The organism is Viridibacillus arenosi (genome assembly GCF_001955655.1).
Lineage (GTDB): Bacteria > Bacillota > Bacilli > Bacillales_A > Planococcaceae > Viridibacillus > Viridibacillus arenosi.
The window spans coordinates 16,486-35,458 of sequence record NZ_MSPW01000019.1 but is presented as its reverse complement, the minus strand read 5'-3'; the positions used below and the strand labels follow the sequence as shown (position 1 = coordinate 35,458).

The following is an 18,973-nucleotide window of genomic DNA, read 5'->3' as shown; positions in this document are numbered from 1 at the left end:
AAAACAGCCATTTCTTGATTCCATAAAAGAGTTGGATGAATAATAATCCCATTAAATTCAAGATGAAGCATTTCTACTCCTTTATAAATCCCCAATAATTTAGTCCCCTTTATAATTAAATTTCGTTTATGTAAAAATAGATTTGGTTACACAAAAAATTTGAAAGAATAAAGCTAATTTTGTACGTTATCCTTACTTCTACTTTACTTCTTTCATAAATACTCTAACGTTTTTAGCGATTTCTTTGAATTTGGTATGGTGTAAATAATGTGATCCATCCATGGTTACTACTTTTCCATGTACCGAGTCTTTGATCTGCCCTTCATGCAGAGGTATCCATCCTGCTACACCTTCATTATTCGCTTGTACAAAGAGAAGAAGTGGAAGATCTTTAGGAAAGGTTAAACCTTGAGCCCCTTTAAAATTAGACGAAATATGCTCCATCTCATTCAAGGTAGTGTCATTATACATGTTTTTATTCGAAATCATTTTCATTTGCTCTACGGTTTTTTCATCAAATGCCAGTCCAGCATAGGGGTCAGCACTTATTTTCATGGTCAATCTTAAGAGACCCGATTTTTTGAGGAATGCAAACGTTTTTAATGGGAATTTGATATCCATACCTGGTTGTGTTGCAACACTGCTATCGATTCCGACAAATGCAGTCACCTCGTTTGGATATTTGTTCACATAATCAATTCCATAAATGCCTGTAATGGAGTGGCCCATGAGCATGTATCTGTTAATATTAAGCTGCTGTAGAGCTTCATGAACTTCACTTACCAAATTCTCCGTGGTTCGCTTTTTTTCAGTTTCATCACTTAATCCATAACCGAAAGGCTCTACCGCAACAACTTTGTAAAATGGAGATAATTCATCGATAAGAAGCTTAAAATCAAGCCCTGGTGTAGCTGTTCCATAACCAGGCAGGAGCACGATCGTTTCCTCGCCCTCGCCTTGAATTAACACATTCATATTTTTCCCGTCTACAGATACGTGCTGACCGTAGGGCACTATTCGTTTTTGCTCCGAATGACTACTCATCACATTAGTGATATAAACAATACCTAGAAAAAGAACAATGGCTATAACGATTGCTCCTATGATTTTAAGTAAGATGTTTCGCACTTTCTTTATTTTCGTTCCACTCCCTGTTTTGTTTTCCTCTTGTTGTGTCACTGTCATCTTCTCCTGTCCTGTCCTGATCTGTTTGTTTGGCTTCCTTAATGTACCGGTAATGAAATCTTAACCAATGAAGATGTACTCCCCATGACGATAATATGAACTGAATATGAACAAGCAAAAAATACTGCGGCATCATATCTTAGAAGCTTACACATGATGAATTCATTGGATTTCTTCCATAAACGTCCTAAAGTTTTTAACGATTTCTTTGTAATGGGAACGATATAAATAATGTCCTGCTTCCAGTAGTACCACTTTTCCATGTACAGAATCTTTTTTTTGCTTTTCATGCTCGGGTATCCATCTATCCGTTGCTGGATGATTCGCTTGGATAAAGAAAATAACAGGAAGATTTTTGGGGAATGTTGAATTTTCAGCCCTTTTAAAATTAGAATACATATTTTCAATTTCATTTAATTGGTTGGGATTATACATGTTTTTGTGCATAAGAATTCTGATTTGTTCTATTGTTTGATCATCATAGGGTAGTTCAGCATATACATCGGTATCCGGTTTCATTAGCAATCTGGTGAAACCTGATTTTTTGAGTAGTTTAACAGTTTCTATTTCTGAAGATGAAAACCTCTTCTCGCTTAGCGTTGGAACACTGCTATCGAGCCCGACAAATGCACTCACTTCATTTGGATACTTGTTCACATAATCGAGTCCGTAAATCCCTGAAATGGAGTGGCCCATTAGAATATAACGATCAATATGAAGACCCTGTAAAGCTTCATGAATTTCACTTACAATATTCTCCGTACTTCGTTCCTTTTCGGTTAGATCACTTAATCCATAACCAAAAGATTCAACTACGACGACTTTGTAATATGGTGATAGCTCTTCTATTAGCGGCTTAAAATCAAGAGCAGGTGCTGCAGTTCCAAAACCAGGTAGTAGCACGACAGTTTCTTCGCCTTCTCCTTGAATCAGAACATTCATATTTTTCCCATCTATCGCTACGTGCTGACCATAGGGCTCTAATCTTTTTTGCTCCGAATGATTACTGATGATATTAACTGTATAAACAATGGCTAGAAAAAGCACGATTGCTAGTACGATTGCTCCTATGATTTTAAGCAAAATGCTTCGTACTTTCTTTGATTTCGTTCCATTCCTCGTTTTCATTTCCTCTGTTTGTGTCACTCTCATCTTCTCCTGTTCTAATCTGTTTATTCAGCTACCTTAACGGTGCGACTAATGAAAGCTTAACCAACAAAGATGTACTCCCCATGACGACAATATGAACTGAATGTGAACTGTCAAAAAAATGCTACGGCTCATATGCAAGGAAGCTTGCATATGAGCCGTAGCATAGAGAATGAATCTAACTAATCTGTTGGTGTAGTGATTGGCAAGGTGACGATGAAGGTCGTTCCTTGACCAGGTTCACTTTCCACTCGGATGTCATCTTGATGAAGCGATACGATCTGTTTAACGATGGCGAGTCCCCATACCACTACCGTCATACTTATGGTAAGTTATCAAAATCTACTCGTTCTTTAAAAGTTGTTACTTGAGAATATTAATTCTCTCGTTTAAGAAATAGATGAATTCATCAACATCAAATTCGTTACAAGTTTTGGATACTCGTAACAGGTATTTTTGATAGTGATATAAAACTAACCAAAAACATGAATGAAGAAATTATATATAAGTATTGCAGTGGAATAACTAAAAGTTATAAAGATGTAATTCCCGGAGCGATAATGCTCATAAGTCTTAGTGTAGTTTCCAACAAACCGTTTGCTTCAACAAGTTCATCTTCCTTACTTATTTCTGGAATTAATGAAAAGGAAATACTTGAGTATATCGGTTGCATCAAACCCAACACACATTGGAGAAAAACCAATCCAATCATTATTCCAATGTCAGATCCAATCAGTAAAGAACTCATTAGTTCATTAGGTGATGTAGTTAGCATTGTACAAGAATTGATTCTTTCACTCCTTGCTAATTAAAGCGCCCTATAATTGAATGTTTTTTTATTTGTAGTATTTTGCCCATGGAAATGCTTATGTAATTTTCTTTTTAAGAATTGTTATTATTAAAGTCATAATTCCATTAAGAGCAAATATTACTACCAAACAATAGATTAATAATGCTATGTCCGGTGCGAAGAAACTAATACTTTTCCATGGGGTACCTATAACATAAACAAATAGTGGGATCAATCCCACAGCTAGGAGGAGTGAAATGATTCCAACAGTTAACGGTATTTTTTTATTTAGAACCTTCTTTCTTCTAAGACTGAAGAAATAGATTATCGTTAAAATAGCTAAGAGTAATGTAATCCCCAGTAAACTCCATTGGATACTATAGCTTTGTACAGGCAATTCATCTGGTCCTTTCCCGCTCAGGATAGATCGAATTCCATTCATTATATGAGAAACTTGAGCATCTTCTATAAAATTATATTTATTGGTTAAAAGTACTGCTGCAATATTTTCTTCAGGTATAAAAAACATTTGCGCTCTAAAATCAGATGTGGCCCCACCGTGGAAAGGGTAATGTTCTGTTTTAGAAAAATGCCAACCGTAACCGTATGTTTTACCTTCTACTGGAGGAGTTTTTAATAACTCAAGGTTTTGTTCTGATAATAAGTCTCCGCCCTCTAACATAAATTTTAAAAATTTCGCTAAATCATTTGAACTTGAAGCAATATAGCCGTAAGGTGCTCCCGCATGATCATAAAATCCATCACTTACAACTGGCTTACCAAACCATGACTCAAAACCAGGTATGTATCCTTTTTCTACCGCACTTTCATAATCAGCAGCGGAATTTTCCATACCAAGCGGGGTGAAAATATTCGTATTCAAAAAATCTGAAAAGGTTTGATTCGAAACATTTTCAACAATTGCCCCTAAGAGTAAATAGTTAGCAGAGTTATATTCATAAGCCTCTCCAGGCTCGTGAGATAACGCTACACCGCTAAGTTCTTTTATAGCTTGAGTGATTCCCCCCTCTTTCGGCCTATCCTTGTCCGTCACTTTAAGACCTTCAATCTCACTAATACCACTTGTTTGTTCTAATAGATGCAAAACTGTAATTTGTTTTGAACTGTCTGTTTGATAGGTAAACGATGGGATATAGGACTGTATCGGTTCATCCAGCTTTATTTTGCCATCTTCCACTAACATCATAATAGAAAGAGATGTAATTGGTTTGCTTAAAGAACCGATAAGAAACGGTGTGTCTGCTGTTACATTTGACCCATCACTTAAAACACCCCATTGATTTTGATAAATCGTTTCTCCGTTTTCTAATATTACCAATGATGTGCCGGGAATATTATACATATCTAAGGACTCATCCATAAAATTTGTTATTTTTTGTTTAGTATCTTCCGTTTTAGCAGAAGCAGAAAAAGGGGGTAGTAGGAGTAGTAAGCTCCCTAAAAAAATGATTGCTTTTTTCATTGTTTTTCTCCTCATATGAACAATCAACATTCTATTAAACTCTAATTGTTTCTTTTTTTAAATAGGTCTCTAATAAGTCAATTAACAACTTATACGTTTGATCAAGGTCAAATTCGTCATCGAACATTTTTTGGAGGGCTAGTCCATCGAAGCAAGCCAATAAAATACCGGCAAGGGCATCAGTTTCTTTAGCTTCAAAGTTTAGGTTCTTTAAGGGATTAGAAAGACTCTCTCTCCCGTTTAGTAAAATGTTTGCTACTTCTTGTTTATATGGATCATTCTTTAATCCTAAAGAATAAAGCTCATATCTCCAACGATACCAATCAGGATCTTTTTCTACTCTTGATTTAATTTCAAACAAAACATCCAATGGATTTATTTCCGACTCTTTTTTGCCATCATATTGAATATGGTATCGTTTTTGAATATCACTCTGGACGGAGAATAACAACTCTTCCTTATTCTTAAAATAATAATGAACAAGTCCAGGAGTAATGCCAGCTTCGTGAGCAATGTCCTTTATAGAGGCACTATTGAATCCCTTCCTGCTAAAAACTTTAAATGCTGCATCAATTAATCTTTGACGTTTATCCTTAGCACTCATTTTATCTCTCCTTATTGTTTGGTCGACCAACCAAATTATATTTCGTATCGCAGCAAAAAGTCAATTGAATATTCAAAATTTTTTGCTTTTATTAATATAAAGTAGCGTTATTTCATAAAAAAGTGTGGCTGTTAAAAGAAGATTATCAACGAAAAATTCCTTTTTTTATTCAATTAAATGGCCCGATTGTTGAACAAAGAAATACTTTACAAAATAGATCTATTATCAAACTTTGTTATAAATGATCAGACTTTTTTATAAATTATTGAACTTTAATTTAAATTCACAGTATTTGTTATTCAACTAAACTGCTCCTTTAGTTGAACAAGAAAAAATGAGCTGTATGAACAGCTCATTAATCTTTTGCTAAAGCACCCGTTAGTTGAATAAGGAATCAGCTTTACTCCTTCTTGAAGTAAAGCTATCGTTATTAGGAGATTCATTAAAACTACCAAGTTAAATCATTTAAGAATGTAAGAATATCCTTATTCACGTCGTTAATGTCCGTGCCTAATGTCATTAAATGTTTAGAGTTCGGATACCCCTTCATTGTTTTTTGATTCGTCGCAGAGCTTTGAAAAATCACCTCTGCACTCTCTTTATACAAAGGATCATCTAATTCACCATATAATATACGAATTGGTGACGTTAAAAGTGCTAATTTATCCATCGTTATTTCAATTAACTGTTGGAACTCAACTAACGAATCGATAGACATATTTTGAAGTCGTTTCATTTCTAAATTTATTTGTTCTTCATTTTTCCCTTCAAATTTTTTGTATACTTTTGCATAATGAAAGACACGCTTTTGTAGAAAAAGAGCTTCCCTATGTATTGGCACTGACATTGTCACAATACCATTTACCTCCAACTCTTGACCAACTTTTAATGCAAACACACCACCAAGAGAAAGACCAATCACAGCTATTTTTTCAAAACCTTCATCCTTCAACAACTGGTAACCGTTTAGTACATCTTGCCACCAATCTGAAGGTCTATATGTGAGAAGTTCTTCGGCTGTTAAACCATGTCCACTGTATAATGGTGCATAACAAGAATAATTGTTCTTTTGCAAATACTTCCCTAACTTTTTCATATCAATTGTATTGCTTGTAAAAGAATGTAATAGTAAAACGGCTTTCTCTCCACCTTTATAGAAAAAAGGCTTAGGGGGTACTATTTTCATCATTATTTTGAATACCTCACTAACATATTCTTAGATTCTAATTAAATAGCTGAACATCTAGTTTTTATAATTCCTTTAGTATAACATCCATTCGTTATTGAACTTATTAGCTTAGATGAAATAGAACGTTGGCTAAAATGGCGTACCTACCCTCCTACTCGGGTCAACGCAAAAGAAATACTGGCTTCACTGGATATGCAAACTTATAATCGCTGGGGCATTGTATGAAAAACACATGGAGTCATGGCAGATGATGAGATTTGGATTCGTTTTAAAGGTGAAACACTTACACATCGAGATGTCTGCTTACGTATAGATCTATACTATCCTGAGGAACCGATTCGTTCTGAACTTCAATGAGATGATTTCCTTCTTTTTGTTGATTTAGAATAAAGTTTTATTTAAGAAAAAATGATACTGCAAAAATACAATATGAACAACTCAAACAGGAATTACAAAATTAAAAAATATTACAAACATAAATATGCAAATAATAAAACTGATTTTGTTATAGCTATAATAAAAATAGGAAAAATCCCTGCTTTTCGTTCAAAAAGCAAGGATTTTTTCTATTTACTTATTTTCCCGAATTTCTTTATGGATTTTACGGAGTGCTTTTTTCGAGCCTCGTTCAATATCATGATTTAGTTTTTTTGTTTTATAATCAATGAATAAAGTATCTAAGTCATAGCCTTCTGGATATAACTCTACAGCTTTTAACTCTAGAGCCAACCGTTTTTCGTTTACCTCAATAAATTGATTTTGATAATACACAGTAATGTTATAATATTTGTCTTTTTCTTTGTACACTATTCCAAAATCGTCGTGGTCAAACAGTTTTACACGGTCTCCTTTTTGATAGTCGATATTATTTTTTGCTTTTTCAACAACTGCTTTTGGTCTCGGGATTTTACTTTCATTTAATCGTTCCAATCGATACTCTTTATTTTTCATATAATCTTCTGCTCTTTTTAGAACATTTTCTGGTACATTCATTTTTCTAGATATCCATAAGGCATTACTGTCTCCAGACTGCCCTATGAGAAGTTTAAATAATGGTTCTAATGTTTCATGATTAAATTGCATGGCAGCGTTCATAAAGTCACTATGCATTTCGGAAAAACGTTTTATTTCTCCATAATGCGTTGTCGCAACAGTAATACATCCTTTAAGATAAAACTCTTCTAAGAGGGAGATTGCTAACGCTGCTCCTTCATTTGGTTCTGTCCCACTGCCAATCTCATCAAATAGTAACAAGGTACTGTTGTTTACTGATTGAAGTATCTCTGATAAGTTCTTCATGTGAGAAGAGAACGTGCTAAGTGCATTTTCTAAACTCTGATTGTCGCCAATATCTACAAAAATGCGCTCAAATACTGCAATTTCGGTTTCTTTCGAAGCTGTAATATGAAACCCGGACATAGTAGCCAAAGTAACAAGACCAATTGTCTTAAGCACAATTGTTTTTCCTCCAGCATTAGGTCCCGTTATAATTAAGCTACGATAACTGCTTCCAATCTCAAATTGAAGTGGTATAACATGACCCGATAATAATGGATGCTTGCAATTTATTAATTTTATATTCCCATGATCATTTATGTTTGGCTCAACCCCATCCACATGTCTGCTATATTTAGCTTTAGCAAAAATAAAGTCGTACTGGGATACAAGCTCAATATTAATATTAATAGGTTGAAGATTTTCTGCCACTAGCCCAGTTAAAGTGGCTAGTATTTGATATTCTAACATTGCCTCTTCTGATTTTAATGTTGCTAATTCAACACTTAATTTTCCTACCACACTAGGTTCCATAAAGACTGTCGAACCTCTAGAAGATATTTCAATTATGTTTCCCTGTACTTGATTTTTGTATGATGCTTTTATTGGTATTGTATAGTGATCATCTTTGATACTAATTAAAAATTCCTGGATATAATTTTTATTAGCGCTGCTGTTTAAGAATTTATTTAATCTCTCCTTTATTTTTTGTTCAGTTGTTTGGATATGGTGACGAACACGTTTGAGTTCCTTGCTGGCGGACGAGTCGACCTGATTATTTTTGATAGAAAAATTAATTTCCTCTTCTACCTCCATGAATTCTGTCATGGAATTAGCATAGGCCGCTAATGTCGGAGCCAAAAGTTCTTTACTGGTCATGAAAATTTTTATTTTTCGGCAGCCTCTTAAAAAATCGGAAATACTTAAAAGATCTGATGGGTCTAAAATTATGCCTTTTTCTAATTTATCAATAATATGTTCAATGTTGGAAACACCTATGAAAGGCACGTTTCCTCCTGCATCTAGAATGGCACGTGCTTCAGAAGTCTCGGTTAATCGATGTTTGACTACTTTTAAGTTAGAACTTGGAATTAATTTATCAAATAGTTGTTTGCCTAGTCCGCTAACGCAATAAGATTTTATGATTTCTTTTAGTTCATTGTACTGTAATTTTTCAAAAGTACTTTCATTCATGTTTTCATTCTCCTCAATGTGATTAATAGATGAGCAATGAAGAAACCTAATGGCAAAATTCCAATGAGTTGGGTATAAATATAAAAAAGCCGCGGTGGATACCGCAGCTTACGTTTACAATGCAAAAGTAAAATACATAAATAAAACCATCAATAACGATAGTCCTAATCATGAAGTGATGCGCTTGTTTGTAAAGTATGGTAGGTATCTTCATAAGTAGAAATAAGTCCACAACAAAACAAGGGGTGTAAAACTAACTTAAATCCCCTGTTGTTAAAACTTCCTTATTTCCTATAATGTTTTCTTATTTAGAAACAAACTACCGCACTCATCAAATGCACCTCTTATAAAATAATTGATATGCTCATTGAAATCGACTTTACAGGATTTATTATACTTATTGATACGGGAACTGTAAAGATATCAAACAATTTGTTAATCTAAATTAACTTTGGATAAACCAGTTAAACTTTTTCAGTAAACTCGTTGAAGCTTATAATAATTAGGATAACTTGAATACATCGGTCTTGATTAATTTTACTGTTTAGAACCATTTCTCAAAAATTCTGTTGTTTATAGGTGGCGTAATAACTCTTTTTACATAATTTTTTTCAACTAACCTGCCCCGTTAGTTCAATAAAGAATGATGAGCTGCCTATGCAACTCAATAATCCTTAATTAACTCCCATAGTTGAAGTATGTTTCTACATAAACTATAAGCCTGTCTAGTGACATAAAAAAGTGATTTTTTCTAATGAAGAATCACACTATTGTACAATAAAACATCTAAATAATATTAGCTATTCCTTCGAAATCATACCCACAATGGAAATAACAATACTCTGGTTGTATAGACCACAAAAACATTGTATACTATTTTTGCTATTAAAAATTTCCATTTAAAGGATGATAAGATGAAAAAACCACGTATTGGCATGATAGGGTTAGGAAGTATAGCGCAAAAAGCATATTTACCGATTCTTTCTCGAGAAACAGATTGGTCATTTGTAGGTGCTTTTTCACCAAGCAAAGATAAACGAAAAATGATTTGCAATCAATATCGTATCCAAGATTTTAATAGTTTACAAACACTTGCTGCAGAGTGTGATGCTGTTTTCGTACATAGTTCCACTAGCTCACATTTTGAAGTAGTATCTTCCCTTTTAACTAAAGGAATAGATGTTTATGTAGATAAACCATTAGCGGCAACTGTTGCTGAAGCTGAAAAATTAGTAGAACTAAGCGAAAAATCAGGAAGAAAGCTTATGGTTGGATTTAATCGACGCTTTGCACCTATGTATGTACAAGCAAAACAAGAAGCTCAAAACATTGCATCAGTCCGCATTGAAAAACATAGAACAGATAGTGTGGGTCCTTACTCTTATGACTTTAGTATGTTAGATGATTATTTGCATGTAGTTGATACAGCTAGATGGTTAGCAAATGGGGATTTAGATTTGCTCCATGGAACAGTAAATCTAAGTAGTGAGAATTATCTTGTCTATGCCGGACATGCTTATAAATCTAAGGAAGGTGTTTCTATTTTTACAGACATGCATCGAAAAGCGGGAACTAACCTTGAAAAACTTGAACTATTAACAGATGGAGCAATTTTAAGTATTAAAAACATGAACACTTTAGAAATTGCATCTAAAAACAGCGTAACTACTTCGTTTTCTCCTCCTTGGGATACTACGTTAAAGCAAAGAGGTTTTGAAGATGCTGTACAACATTTTATTGACTGTATTCAAAATGATGAGAAACCACTGATTGATGGACTAGAAGGTCTGAAATCTCAATTATTTGTCACTCAGTTAATAGAAGCTGTGACTAAGTAAACTTTATCTTGTTATTAGAAGTCCACATTAGATTTTTGATCGGGAATCGAATGGTTTCGTGTTTCAACTTCGAAAATACGGCATAAGCAAAGTATTACTTGCATGTATGAACGAACACGGGACCTCCACATTTGAAATGGCAGCGATTTTTAATTTGTCTGCCGATTCAAATCTATGGCATTGAAAAAACACCTTAATTACATAAGGTTTGACGACCCTTGAATAAAAGAAAAAGAGGTGTCCATCTATGAAAAAACAGTCAATAACCAATCAAAAGACAAACTCCATCTTAAAAATCTGTAGAAGAACTAAAAGCAGAATTAGAATATTTACGTTTTGAATAATCCACATAAAATAAAGTCCACTACTTAAACTAACCTGCCTCGTTAGTTCAATAAGAAAAAGGCTCTACTCCTTATTGAAGTAAAGCCGCCTATAGTTGAAGAACATTAATTCATTGATCTTGCAATTTCTAACATTTTTTCTTTCGGTAATCTCGAACTATTCATTTCTACATACGTTCCATCTTGCGTCCATCTAAGTAAACTACCAGTAATGGTGTCTCCCTTCTCCTTGCCATTCCTTTCCAATCCTCAACACCCGCAAAACCTATCAATCGTACAAAGAAAATTATCAATGTAAAATATAAGAGCAGATTTAAAGAGTTTATCCCCAAAATGGAGGAAGCTATTGGTCCCCAAGAATTATCTAACATAAACAGAAAAATAAAGATTATTGAAAAGGTAAATGCCCAAATGTTAATCTTTTTCGTCATTTCAGCAACTCAGCTCCTTTCCAAAAAGGGCGTTTACACATATTACCAAGTTCCGAAATAATAATTATTCATAATTCCTTAAGCAGTTATCCAACTAACCTGCATCTTTATGTAAAAAAAATGCAGATCCATCCTCTGGAAATGCGCCCGATTGTGGAAGATTTTTTTCTATTGAATAGTATCGTCGTACTGCGCAGCTGGAAAGTTGTTCTTCTAAAAGATAAGCGCCCTACAGATCAAAAAGAGATAGTGGGTTAATCCTTTACAGCTTCCTTGCATTATTTCACTAACTAGCTGCCATAACGCGTTGTTTTCTTTATTTTTCGGTCCAAACCTATTACAATTTTCATATTGAGGCTTTGAATTCCTTTATTTTTTGCATTAAACCCTAATAAATTTTTCAGAGATAACTAATTATTATGTCGTTTGTTAACTTCAATCGTAATGAACTCCGGCAAATAGCTGGGAGTACATCCTTTTGCTACTATTTCATCTTTGTAAAGACCCGTTTTCTCACCAAGTTTAATACAACGTGCACGATTCTTTTCATCATAAACGCCTATCCAGCCTGCGGTGAAATTCATAGCCCATTGAACTTCCGGTTCTTCCTGCGTAATATTAGCTTCTAATGCAGATAGCAAGTCTGCGGTGTTATCAGGCGGTGTTTGTCCAGTCCATCTCAATCGCCCTTGATAATACCAGAAAGCTCGCCTTTGAAGAGCAGAAAGACTATTTTCCCATGACTCCATCAATGCAATCTTCTTCTTGTCTTTGGTGAGCTGATTAGCCATTAACCAATCCATTAAGTTATTTCGCTCATCAAAAGTGTGAGTCTGCATATCCTTATCAAGCTTATTTAGCACATCATGTGAAAGAAGTTTTTTGTCCATAATTAAGATTGCTAATAGTCTGGGCAAAAACTCTTCGGTTGACCAAAGTTCCATAGCTAGTTCGTGATCTTTTTTAATGTCCTTCGCGATTTTTCGTAAGTCGCCTAGCTTAGTTTTACTATTGATCTGAGGTAGAATGTTTTCTGCTTTTGAAGAGCGTTTTATTTCTGTATCTTTTTTTTCATCCATTTTATACAACTCCTTTATTAAAGCACTGTTTCATAATATGTCCTTGACGGGATATATCAAGGACTTAATTTCGTTATAAGTCTTATTGCAGTGGTGTGCCTCCAAAGTTTACTTTTTTAAAATTGTAGCATATATCGTATTAAAGCTTTCTCCACCTATAATAGAAGAGCAACCATCTTTAATATAAAAAAACATTTACTTCCTTTTAATTGGATACGAAAAGAGCTTTCCTTTTTAAAGAAACGCCCCCGTTAGTTAGACATAAAGACTTCCACAGTAATTGCATATTATATAAATGATGTGACAATAAGTAATTATTTCTTACCTTTTAGTTCTAAAAGTATAGGTGTTATATTTAGTAAGATAGAAACAATTGTCAAAAACCATAATGCCCTTTCCATACCAGGTACTACATCCCCTAAAGCTGACCAATCTTCCACTTTTACCCACCGAGATACAAGACTATATTCTGAACAAAGTGTTAATGCTGTAAATGATAGTCCTATCGCCATAGCAAGCTTATAATCCTTTCCTGCTTTATACATATAAAGATTTATAAAAGTTGCTACTATTGCAATAACCCCAAATATTATAAACATTACTAACCTCCATATATTTTTATTTTTGTCGTGTAATAATACTAATGTGCATCATCTCAATTTTTTGTATTACTTTTTTTTTAGACATTAATACGTCAAATCTTATTTTATAATAAATGCTCTTCCTTTTGTGATTTCCTATTGAACAAACCTGCTTCGTTAGTTCAAGAATGAAAGAAAAAAAGAGCTGCATATGCAACTCAATGATCTTCAAGTAAAGCATCCGTTTGTTGAATAAGACTTTTCCTTAATCATCAGGGTTTTCTTTAAGAATCCAAGGAATATTAGATAAAAACCTGAATTTTTAATTAATTCCAAATGTAAACGTGGGTTACTTTTGTTGGTTTGGAATAAAGTTTGATCTAAAGTATCCCCAAAATCCATATTTTAAGTTAAATGATAAGAACTCGTTTTGAAAAATGATTGATCAAAACGGGTTAATTCTTTGTGAAATACTATGCGATTTTTATAATAAAGTTTGATCATTTTCTACCTAGTAATTCTAAAACAATCGCGCCCTATTGCGGTATAAATATTATATTTTTGCTAAGACAGAGTTAACAAAATCGGTTTATTCTTCTGGATATTTATGTTTATTATGGGTCAAAACGTTTATATCTTACATTTCTTTCCAATAGTTCCTATTCTACTAAGGATTCTGTTATTTTCCCATCTAGATTTTTAATCGCCAACATCGAATTATCCTGAATGATTCCTGTATCTACGAAACCAAATGAAGCGTATAATGTTTTAGCTATGACATTACTTGTTCGATAAAAGAGGGCTACATATTCTGCTTCTCCATCTGGCGTAGTTTCAATATCCATCAACATTTTTTCAAAAGCAAGTTTGCCATATCCTTTCCCCTGATAACTCTTTTCAATCATAATATGCCAAATAAAATAGCTCTTCTTCCCGTAAAAAACTTCATTTTCAAATGATTCATGATCCAACGTATCATAAATATACATCAAAAATCCAACCGCAACTTCATCGACATAAATGGCAAAGGGAGTCGCTGGTATACCGTCTGCGTTCAACATATGAGCGTCTGCAAAGCTTCTGAGGTTAGTAGTTTCTAAAAAGTCTTCCTGGTTTTCTTCAACTTCAAGTGCTATTACTTCATCTATGTTATCCCCGGTTATCTTTCGTAATTCAATCATTTTTTTATCTCCTCTCCTAAGACAAGCCACTTCCACAAATGCCCTAAAAAATTCCAAATATCATTTCCATAATTATCAAAATAGGGTACACAAAATATTCACCAATGCTAACTCTTTTTCCCCTGTGATTTCTAATCCTTGTTCGGCAAAATGGCCCGTTTGTTGAATTGTCATAATCAATCTTGTCAATGCAATTGTATCAAACCTTTTTACAAATTATCGGACTTTATTACAAATGATCAATCTTTATTTTAAATCTACAACTTTTGGGTAATTTGCTTAGTATTTTCATTAAATTCACACCATTTATACCTTAATTTAAGAAAAATGCACAACTACCTAAATAATACCATTTTTACATTTTAAATGTATACCCTTCTTCAACTAACCTACCCCGTTAGTTCAATAAGAAAAAGGCTTTACTCCTTATTGAAGTAAAGCCTCCCCTGCCTTGCTTTATCCATAGTTTAATAAGTCGAAAATAAGAAAGTCGATTGATAATCAACTACAACAGCGGATCAACGGCCAACCCAGTTATATCAATTCGTATTTGCCGGTTTCACTCTGCGAAAGTTGAGTGAATTAGTAATTTATTTTACTTCCCGTATGTGGATCATACTGATAATACATAGAATGTGTTTCCGCCACTTCCTCTAGGATGAGTTTGTCTCCCTTCCAGAACTTGGAGCGGACGTTGGTAAAGTCTGTTTGCTTTCCTTTTTCTAAATCAATGATTAACATTTTCGAATCAAGAGCGTCTGTAGAATAGTCTGCGGTTAAATAGCGTCCAGTAGCATCCAGTGCAACTTTATACATAACTCCTCCTTCAAGTGTAGCTAACAAGTTGAAGGCTTTTGTTTCACGATTGAAAGAAAATAAGGTAACTTTACTCGTTTCATCCATTCCCTGCAAACTAAAAATAACTGTTTTTTCATCATGTGTACGGAGCAAGGAACTGAATCGAATATTTTCAGTTTGAATAAAAGACTGAGGAATGTCTTGTAAAGAAAAAAGTGCCTCTCCCTTGCCATCCTTCACCAATTCAATTTCGTTCTGTTCATTTGACAGAAGTTCTGTGGCAGATAGCTCTTTCACTGTTTCAATCACATATCGCTCATTTTCCTTCATAAGGGTAAAGTCATACGTGGACACTTTGTAATAAGCAAGAGATGTGTCTGTACAATAGACTTCAGCTTTTACTGAAGTAGACTGTTCTTTTTTTGTCGTCTCCAGTATTTGAAAACCAATTTGTTTAGGATTCGAATACGTTAAAAATTCCGGTTGGTCTTTTAGTAAGCTTTTTGCAAAGTCATCATCTCGCACCATCAAAGCTTGTAAATAACTTTTCACAGTTTCAATCTCCGTACTCGATTGTTCACTCAATTCGATTTTCATAATCTTAGCAGGTCCGTTTTCACCATCGTTTCTCTTTTTCATAACATACAATGTACGTTCATCATTACCCCAAATGGGAAATTGATAACGATACATCCCTTCACCAGAAGGCTCAAAGCGTGGAGACGGATTTGTCGTGACCTTATTTTTTGTCTCTAAATCCATATCCGAAATCCATACATCTTCAAACCCAGAACGCTCTTTCACATACGAAATATAATTGCCATCGTTTGTAACAGATGGGTACTTACCGCGATCCACAATGGTTTCTTTTCCACTCTTTACGTTATAAATAATAATTTCTCCATGGCGCTCGAAGACAAGTTTTTGTTCCTTCTCTACAAGAGAGGCCATTTCTCCGCTTGCAATGAAGGTCTCTTCCTTTGTTTGCACATTCACTTCTACAATTTGTTTTTCCTTATCCGTTACTTTTGTTAAATAGATATGGTTCTGATCCTTCCATTCTGGATAAATATAACTAGAATCTGGAGTTCCATCTAGCACTTTTTCCGACTTCGTAGTTTTCACATCAAACAAAAATACATCTCCATTATACGTAAAAAGTAGCTTCTCCCCCTTAGACGAACGGCTAAAACTATCCGCAGCATTATTTAAAACTTTTTTCAATTCATTCCCATAAACAAAAATACCTCTGCCCTCTAATGAGAGATACAAACGTCCATCATGATACGTATAGGCTGTTATCTCCCCGCTCCCAATATCGAGAAACGAAATTGCATTCGCAATCTTTAACGAACTTGCCTTCACGTGTTGTGGTACTTGTTCATTCGACAATAAAAAAGCTAAAAACAAGCTAGCTGCAGCAAGTAAAGGAATCCAAGCATTCTTCCATTTCCTCGTCCTACTTTTCTTCACAAATGTTTTACGCAATTGTTTTTTTAAATCAGTGTCAACCTCTATCTCATTTCTTAACTCGTAAAGTGTCTTCATTATTTTTCCGTTCTCCATCATAATCCCCCCAACACTTCCTAACTAAAACACCTAACTTTTTCGTAATACGATTTGACTTCACACGAAGAGACCCTTCCTCTTTTTTCAAAATGACCGCCATATCTTTAAATTTCAAATCAGCAAAATACCGTAATTCTGTAATTTCTAAATCTTCGTCTGATAAATGCCTTAAACTTTTCTGTAAACATTCCTTCTCCGTTGTACCATCAAACGGATCTTCAAATTGAAGCTGACTCAAATACTGTTCGAATTCAACTCCCATTAACACACTCTTCTTTTTCCGATAGTAATCAATGACCGTATTCCTCGCGATGGTAAACAGCCAAGCCTTGTCATTCGGATGTCCTTCCAACATAGAAAACTTTTCAAACGCCTTCCGAAACACATCACTAACCAAATCTTCCGTATCCCATTTATTACTCGTCTTCACATACACATACCTATAAATGTCATCAAAATAAGCATCATACAAGTCAACAAACTTCACATCCAACTCACTTCCCCCATTTAATCTATCCAGTTTAATAAACGATTCATTTCTTAAAACGTAACATTCTATTAATAATTTTTTATATCCAAGTTGGGCTAACCTGTCCCAATGGTAGTAATCCACCTTCCCGTGATGGATTGCGTAAACCTAGAAGTTAACGGGAAGCCGGGGCACAAAGGATCATAAAGTGCTAAATAGCCACAAGTCGATAGTTTTTTCTCGCTACATTGTGTTTTCTTAGCAATATCGGTGTAACACGGATCAATATATTACCTCACCAATTGTAGATGAAAGTAAGGAACCTTCTTGTACACATGTTTATGGATTTGAACCATCTCCTTCACCAAAGGAGGCATACAATGGCTTTATCGAAATAATCCAGGATTTTTTGAATATGAATATGAATAAAAATGGGATTAAATGGGTATTTCAGGAGCGATGCTGACTTGCCAAACGCAAAATTTTAAAGCGTTAGAAAATCAAGATTTTGTTCGTGGAGCATAAGTAGGTTCTACTGCCCAAATTGTCCCTTATATTAAACCAGAAAATTAACTAGTAGTTATTGGAATTACATTTGGGCTCTCTTTACAACTGAACAATTAAAATTCCCTACTTTGCAGTTAGTTTATAAAAGTAAATGTATTAAGGAAAAAGAGGCAGTACCCAATATAGGTACTGTCTCTTTTTTAAGTGCTTATTCAACTAAACTGCCCGGTTAGTTCAATAAGAAAAAGGCTCTACTCCTTATTGAAGTAAAGCCCTCGTTAGTTGAAGAAGAAAAAAGAGCCGCATATTCAACACTCGCACCGATAGCAGTAGACCGTTCTGCACATCTATGCTTTCCGGACAATCCTATTTTACCTAGTTCTCCTTCACTAAATTTAAAAATAGAGGCCTTGCATAAAGAAATTAATTCAATTAAGCTATAGCCATTCACTACAACTAGAGCGTCTCATCCAATTTCTGAATCTTTGAGTGGGAAATTAAAAAAACATTGCCCAAAACGTCGATTTTGTCTCCCTTTACACGTACAGCGCAATCTTTGTTCGACGCATAAATATTTATTTCTTCCGATAGGAGAGATAGTTCGCTTTGAACCAGTGCAATGTTATTTTCAAGATCAAAATGAGACAGGACGGAAAAATTGTCAAGACCGATTCCGTCGTAAACAGAGCTCATTTCAACTTTATATCCAAAGTTTTTCGAGCATAACCATTTAGCGGACATGTTGATTGCACCAGCGCTTGCTCCCATCACAACGGCGCTGCTTTTTTTAATCGAATCCGATAATTCATATTCCATCAAAAAACCATTTTGTTTAAGCGTATTCCCACCCAATAAGAAAATGACTGAAGCATTTTGAATTATCGTTTGGGCATCTTCCTTCTGTACGCGATAATTAATTAAATGATATTCATCAAACATAATGCCAGCCTGGTCAAGCCACGAGCGTTCAGTAGCACCATCATCTTCATAAATAGATGGATTCGAGCTAATCATAGCAAGCGATTTTCTATCAGTTATATCCTCCTGTAACACCATGCCCAGATTCTCTGGAAATAAATTGTTAAACCAACCTAAATAATAGTGAGTTTTCATAAGTACCCCCGTAGTAAAGTGTAAATAACATTTATTCCTTGCGTCACTCATTCTGTTTTCATGTCACCAACAAAATACTCTCAATATAGCCCGATTGTTGAACACAAGTTAAACAACGCTCTTCTACTAACCTGCTCCGTTACTTTAAGTACAATCATTCACATACTAAAGGAATCGTTAGTCGAATGGTTGAA

At 34.5% G+C, this 18,973-nt stretch carries 15 protein-coding genes and 3 pseudogenes; 3 read left to right on the top strand and 15 right to left on the bottom strand.

The features are described from left to right. The 4 genes and pseudogenes from BK137_RS22040 to BK137_RS22755 form a co-directional block, all read right to left on the bottom strand. Nucleotides 1–71: pseudogene (locus BK137_RS22040) on the bottom strand (MBL fold metallo-hydrolase); the annotation flags it as partial. Between the two features lie 127 nt (nt 72–198). Continuing rightward, nucleotides 199–1,179, bottom strand: a complete 981-nt coding sequence (locus tag BK137_RS20840; RefSeq protein WP_038191459.1) for an alpha/beta hydrolase — start codon at nt 1,177–1,179, stop codon at nt 199–201. Between the two features lie 168 nt (nt 1,180–1,347). Continuing rightward, a complete protein-coding gene (locus BK137_RS20835; RefSeq protein ID WP_076035361.1) occupies nt 1,348–2,337 on the bottom strand; it encodes an alpha/beta hydrolase in 990 nt (329 codons plus the stop codon). Nucleotides 2,338–2,516: 179 nt separating this feature from the next. Then, nucleotides 2,517–2,658, bottom strand: a pseudogene (locus BK137_RS22755) (ATP-binding protein); the annotation flags it as partial. 236 nt (nt 2,659–2,894) lie between these two features. On the opposite strand from BK137_RS22755, the gene BK137_RS22035 reads away from it, so the two are divergent. Next, entirely contained in the window at nt 2,895–3,146 is a 252-nt protein-coding gene (locus BK137_RS22035; protein WP_155981219.1) for a hypothetical protein, read from the top strand. A gap of 54 nt (nt 3,147–3,200) precedes the next feature. Here the strand turns inward: BK137_RS22035 and BK137_RS20820 are convergent, their stop codons facing one another. The 4 genes from BK137_RS20820 to BK137_RS20805 all read right to left on the bottom strand — a co-directional run bounded on the left by BK137_RS20820 (nt 3,201) and on the right by BK137_RS20805 (nt 8,869). Beyond that, nucleotides 3,201–4,607, bottom strand: coding sequence for a serine hydrolase (locus BK137_RS20820; RefSeq protein WP_081730169.1), 1,407 nt, complete (start codon nt 4,605–4,607; stop codon nt 3,201–3,203). 34 nt (nt 4,608–4,641) lie between these two features. Next, nucleotides 4,642–5,211 (bottom strand): TetR/AcrR family transcriptional regulator, encoded by a 570-nt coding sequence (locus BK137_RS20815; protein WP_038191452.1) that lies wholly within the window; start codon nt 5,209–5,211, stop codon nt 4,642–4,644. A 448-nt stretch (nt 5,212–5,659) separates the two neighbouring features. After that, nucleotides 5,660–6,400 (bottom strand): alpha/beta hydrolase, encoded by a 741-nt coding sequence (locus tag BK137_RS20810; protein WP_038191450.1) that lies wholly within the window; start codon nt 6,398–6,400, stop codon nt 5,660–5,662. Between the two features lie 570 nt (nt 6,401–6,970). After that, the gene (locus tag BK137_RS20805; RefSeq protein ID WP_038191447.1) at nt 6,971–8,869 is read right to left on the bottom strand and encodes an endonuclease MutS2; all 1,899 of its coding nucleotides are present in this window, start codon (nt 8,867–8,869) and stop codon (nt 6,971–6,973) included. Nucleotides 8,870–9,783: 914 nt separating this feature from the next. Here BK137_RS20805 and BK137_RS20800 point away from each other — a divergent pair. Beyond that, nucleotides 9,784–10,707 (top strand): Gfo/Idh/MocA family protein, encoded by a 924-nt coding sequence (locus BK137_RS20800; RefSeq protein ID WP_038191446.1) that lies wholly within the window; start codon nt 9,784–9,786, stop codon nt 10,705–10,707. A gap of 511 nt (nt 10,708–11,218) precedes the next feature. On the opposite strand, the gene BK137_RS22460 is transcribed toward BK137_RS20800, so the two are convergent. The 6 genes from BK137_RS22460 to BK137_RS20775 all read right to left on the bottom strand — a co-directional run bounded on the left by BK137_RS22460 (nt 11,219) and on the right by BK137_RS20775 (nt 17,177). Further along, a complete protein-coding gene (locus BK137_RS22460) occupies nt 11,219–11,482 on the bottom strand; it encodes a hypothetical protein (protein WP_038191443.1) in 264 nt (87 codons plus the stop codon). Between the two features lie 410 nt (nt 11,483–11,892). Continuing rightward, nucleotides 11,893–12,561, bottom strand: a complete 669-nt coding sequence (locus BK137_RS20795; RefSeq protein ID WP_038191441.1) for a DNA alkylation repair protein — start codon at nt 12,559–12,561, stop codon at nt 11,893–11,895. 314 nt (nt 12,562–12,875) lie between these two features. Continuing rightward, nucleotides 12,876–13,160, bottom strand: coding sequence for a hypothetical protein (locus BK137_RS20790; protein WP_038191438.1), 285 nt, complete (start codon nt 13,158–13,160; stop codon nt 12,876–12,878). A gap of 641 nt (nt 13,161–13,801) precedes the next feature. Continuing rightward, nucleotides 13,802–14,323: a GNAT family N-acetyltransferase gene (locus tag BK137_RS20785; RefSeq protein ID WP_038191437.1), complete on the bottom strand. Its 522-nt coding sequence runs from the start codon at nt 14,321–14,323 to the stop codon at nt 13,802–13,804. Between the two features lie 582 nt (nt 14,324–14,905). Continuing rightward, nucleotides 14,906–16,687 carry a hypothetical protein gene (locus BK137_RS20780; protein WP_038191430.1) on the bottom strand — a complete coding sequence of 594 codons (1,782 nt, stop codon included), beginning with the start codon at nt 16,685–16,687 and terminating at the stop codon, nt 14,906–14,908. Further along, the gene (locus BK137_RS20775; protein ID WP_235175794.1) at nt 16,641–17,177 is read right to left on the bottom strand and encodes an RNA polymerase sigma factor; all 537 of its coding nucleotides are present in this window, start codon (nt 17,175–17,177) and stop codon (nt 16,641–16,643) included. The genes BK137_RS20780 and BK137_RS20775 overlap by 47 nt, the downstream gene beginning before the upstream one ends. A 268-nt stretch (nt 17,178–17,445) precedes the next feature. On the opposite strand from BK137_RS20775, the pseudogene BK137_RS22905 reads away from it, so the two are divergent. Continuing rightward, nucleotides 17,446–17,684 (top strand): annotated as a pseudogene (locus BK137_RS22905) (hypothetical protein); the annotation flags it as partial. A 438-nt stretch (nt 17,685–18,122) separates the two neighbouring features. Here BK137_RS22905 and BK137_RS20770 read toward each other — a convergent pair. Further along, nucleotides 18,123–18,779 carry a Type 1 glutamine amidotransferase-like domain-containing protein gene (locus BK137_RS20770; protein ID WP_038191428.1) on the bottom strand — a complete coding sequence of 219 codons (657 nt, stop codon included), beginning with the start codon at nt 18,777–18,779 and terminating at the stop codon, nt 18,123–18,125. Nucleotides 18,780–18,973: the final 194 nt, after the last annotated feature.

Excerpts from the sequence above, each read along its gene's own strand:
- BK137_RS20835 (WP_076035361.1), bottom strand. The coding sequence starts at position 2,337 with ATGAGAGTGACACAAACAGAGGAAATGAAAACGAGGAATGGAACGAAA.
- BK137_RS22035 (WP_155981219.1), top strand. The coding sequence starts at position 2,895 with ATGCTCATAAGTCTTAGTGTAGTTTCCAACAAACCGTTTGCTTCAACA.
- BK137_RS22460 (WP_038191443.1), bottom strand. The coding sequence starts at position 11,482 with ATGACGAAAAAGATTAACATTTGGGCATTTACCTTTTCAATAATCTTT.
- BK137_RS20805 (WP_038191447.1), bottom strand. The coding sequence starts at position 8,869 with ATGAATGAAAGTACTTTTGAAAAATTACAGTACAATGAACTAAAAGAA.
- BK137_RS20800 (WP_038191446.1), top strand. The coding sequence starts at position 9,784 with ATGAAAAAACCACGTATTGGCATGATAGGGTTAGGAAGTATAGCGCAA.
- BK137_RS20780 (WP_038191430.1), bottom strand. The coding sequence starts at position 16,687 with ATGGAGAACGGAAAAATAATGAAGACACTTTACGAGTTAAGAAATGAG.
- BK137_RS20790 (WP_038191438.1), bottom strand. The coding sequence starts at position 13,160 with ATGTTTATAATATTTGGGGTTATTGCAATAGTAGCAACTTTTATAAAT.
- BK137_RS20795 (WP_038191441.1), bottom strand. The coding sequence starts at position 12,561 with ATGGATGAAAAAAAAGATACAGAAATAAAACGCTCTTCAAAAGCAGAA.
- BK137_RS20815 (WP_038191452.1), bottom strand. The coding sequence starts at position 5,211 with ATGAGTGCTAAGGATAAACGTCAAAGATTAATTGATGCAGCATTTAAA.
- BK137_RS20785 (WP_038191437.1), bottom strand. The coding sequence starts at position 14,323 with ATGATTGAATTACGAAAGATAACCGGGGATAACATAGATGAAGTAATA.
- BK137_RS20770 (WP_038191428.1), bottom strand. The coding sequence starts at position 18,779 with ATGAAAACTCACTATTATTTAGGTTGGTTTAACAATTTATTTCCAGAG.
- BK137_RS20810 (WP_038191450.1), bottom strand. The coding sequence starts at position 6,400 with ATGATGAAAATAGTACCCCCTAAGCCTTTTTTCTATAAAGGTGGAGAG.
- BK137_RS20820 (WP_081730169.1), bottom strand. The coding sequence starts at position 4,607 with ATGAAAAAAGCAATCATTTTTTTAGGGAGCTTACTACTCCTACTACCC.